The following is a 3,272-nucleotide window of genomic DNA, read 5'->3' as shown; positions in this document are numbered from 1 at the left end:
GGGCTTCTCTAAAAATGGCGGCTACCTACTCTCCCACTGTTACGCAGTACCATCGGCGTGACGAGGCTTAACTTCTCTGTTCGGAATGGGAAGAGGTGGAACCCTCGTGCTATAACCACCTGAATTTCTTCAATTGACAATGGACAATTGACAAATGACAATTATCGCAGCTGTCATGATAAGTTATGACATGATAAAAAGTAAAATTCAAGTATCTGTTAATCTAATTGTCAATTGTCATTTGTCAATTGTCAATTAAAAAAGCTAAACGTATATATCGCGATCCGCACCGTCCAAAAGAAAGTGAACGGGCAATTAGTAATGCTCGGCTTTGATGTTACCACCTTTACACCTGCATCCTATCAACGTCATCGTCTTTAACGACCCTAAGAAATCTAATCTTGTGGCTGGCTTCGTACTTAGATGCTTTCAGCACTTATCCAATCCCGACTTAGATACCCAGCAATGCACCTGGCGGCACAACTGGTAAACCAGCGGTCAGTCCAACACGGTCCTCTCGTACTAGTGTCAGAGCCACGCAAATTTCATACGCCCACGATAGATAGAGACCGAACTGTCTCACGACGTTCTGAACCCAGCTCGCGTGCCACTTTAATGGGCGAACAGCCCAACCCTTGGGACCTTCTCCAGCCCCAGGATGTGACGAGCCGACATCGAGGTGCCAAACCCCTCCGTCGATATGAGCTCTTGGGAGGGATCAGCCTGTTATCCCCGGAGTACCTTTTATCCTTTGAGCGATGTCCCTTCCATACGGAAACACCGGATCACTATGCTCTAGTTTCCTACCTGATCGACTTGTAAGTCTCCCAGTCAAGCGCCCTTATGCCATTACACTCTGCGGACGGTTACCAATCGTCCTGAGGGCACCTTTAGAAGCCTCCGTTACTATTTTGGAGGCGACCACCCCAGTCAAACTACCCACCAAACAGTGTCCTCGTACCACGAGTTAGAACTCAAATAATCAAAGGGCCGTATTTCAACAGCGACTCCACAAATACTGGCGTACCTGCTTCGAAGTCTCCGGCCTATCCTACACATCAATTACCCAAATTCAATGTTAAGCTATAGTAAAGGTTCACGGGGTCTTTTCGTCCCATCGCGGGTAATCGGCATCTTCACCGATACTACAATTTCACTGAGCTCACGGTTGAGACAGTGTCCAGATCATTACACCATTCGTGCAGGTCGGAACTTACCCGACAAGGAATTTCGCTACCTTAGGACCGTTATAGTTACGGCCGCCGTTTACTGGGGCTTCAATTCAATGCTTCTCTTGCGATGACATCTCCTCTTAACCTTCCAGCACCGGGCAGGTGTCAGGCTGTATACGTAATCTTTCAATTTGGCACAGCCCTGTGTTTTTGTTAAACAGTTGCCTGGACCTATTCTCTGCGCCCAACTCTCGTTGGGACCCTTTATCCCGAAGTTACAGGGTCAATTTGCCTAGTTCCTTAACCGTGAATCACTCAAGCGCCTTAGTATATTCAACCCGACTACGTGTGTCCGTTTGCGGTACGGGTACCTCAAGGATTAAGTTTAGCGGATTTTCTTGGGAGTATGATTACACGCACTATTGGATTGTTCCGAAGAACGCTCCATACTATCAGGTTCGACTCTTATCCCGGATTTGCCTGGGATAATCAACATCTACACCCTTCAACGGACTATTCCGTCAGTCCGCGGCGCTGTCACGCCTCCGTCTCCACGTCACTCCTTAAGGTAGTACAGGAATATTAACCTGTTCTGCCATCGGCCTCACCGTTCGGCTGAGCCTTAGGACCCGACTAACCCTGATCCGATTAGCGTTGATCAGGAAACCTTAGTCTTTCGGCGAGGGGGTTTCTCACCCCCTTTATCGTTACTTATACCTACATTTGCTTTTCCACACGCTCCAGCAAAGCTCACGCTTCACCTTCGACGCAGAGTGGAATGCTCCCCTACCGATCATTACTGATCCCATAGCTTCGGTAAAACACTTAATGCCCGATTATTATCCACGCCAAACTCCTCGACTAGTGAGCTGTTACGCACTCTTTAAATGAATGGCTGCTTCCAAGCCAACATCCTAGCTGTCTTAGCAATCTGACTTCGTTAGTTCAACTTAGTGTTTATTTGGGGACCTTAGCTGATGGTCTGGATTCTTCTCCTTTAGGACATGGACCTTAGCACCCATGCCCTCACTCCTGTGATAGAACTAATGCGCATTCGGAGTTTATCAAGACTTGATAGGCGGTGAAGCCCTCGCATCTTATCAGTCGCTCTACCTCACATTAGTAACTCACAAGGCTGCACCTAAATGCATTTCGGGGAGTACGAGCTATCTCCAAGTTTGATTAGCCTTTCACCCCCACCCTCAGTTCATCCGGAAGCTTTTCAACGCTTATCGGTTCGGTCCTCCAGTTAGTGTTACCTAACCTTCAACCTGACCAAGGGTAGATCACTTGGTTTCGCGTCTACTCCTTCCGACTCGACGCCCTGTTCAGACTCGCTTTCGCTTCGGCTGCACATCTCAAGATGCTTAACCTTGCCGGAAAAAGTAACTCGTAGGTTCATTATGCAAAAGGCACGCCGTCACTGCTTACGCAGCTCCGACCGCTTGTAGGCGCACGGTTTCAGGGACTATTTCACTCTTCTATTCGAAGTGCTTTTCACCTTTCCTTCACAGTACTGGTTCGCTATCGGTCTCTCGGGAGTATTTAGCCTTACCGGATGGTCCCGGCAGATTCACGCAAGATTTCTCGTGTCCCGCGCTACTCAGGATACCACTACGCTTAATTTGACTTCGTATACCGGACTATCACCGTCTATGGTTCCACTTTCCAGAGGATTCTACTCATCAAATGTCTTGCGATATCGTGGTCCTACAACCCCACACATGCCGTAACATGGGTGGTTTGGGCTATTCCCCGTTCGCTCGCCACTACTAGGGGAATCATTATTATTTTCTTTTCCTACAGGTACTAAGATGTTTCAGTTCCCTGCGTTAGCTTCCATCAAAGATGGATGACATTCCTTCAGAATGCCGGGTTGTCCCATTCGGAAATCTCTGGATCAAAGGTTATTTGCACCTACCCAGAGCTTATCGCAGCTTATCACGTCCTTCATCGCCTCCGAGAGCCAAGGCATCCGCCATGCGCCCTTGCTTACTTTCTTTCAAACTTACCTTTAAGTATCAGGTATCAAGTATCAGGTATTAAACCCGGGTACTCAATATCGCGGTACTTAAAACGTACGGTTCGATATATACTTTT

Annotated in this window: 2 rRNA genes; both read right to left on the bottom strand. The window is 47.9% G+C overall.

Going from position 1 to position 3,272, the window contains the following annotated elements:
• Positions 1-12: 12 nt before the first annotated feature.
• Positions 13-123: ribosomal RNA gene (gene rrf, locus DW640_RS22950) — 5S ribosomal RNA — on the bottom strand.
• 172 nt (positions 124-295) lie between these two features.
• Positions 296-3,174: ribosomal RNA gene (locus DW640_RS22945) — 23S ribosomal RNA — on the bottom strand.
• Positions 3,175-3,272 lie beyond the last annotated feature (98 nt).

It is taken from the genome of Bacteroides sp. AM23-12, assembly GCF_003434395.1.
GTDB lineage: Bacteria > Bacteroidota > Bacteroidia > Bacteroidales > Bacteroidaceae > Bacteroides > Bacteroides thetaiotaomicron.
The sequence above is the reverse complement of the archived record's forward strand: the minus strand, read 5'-3'. Positions and strand labels throughout refer to the sequence as shown.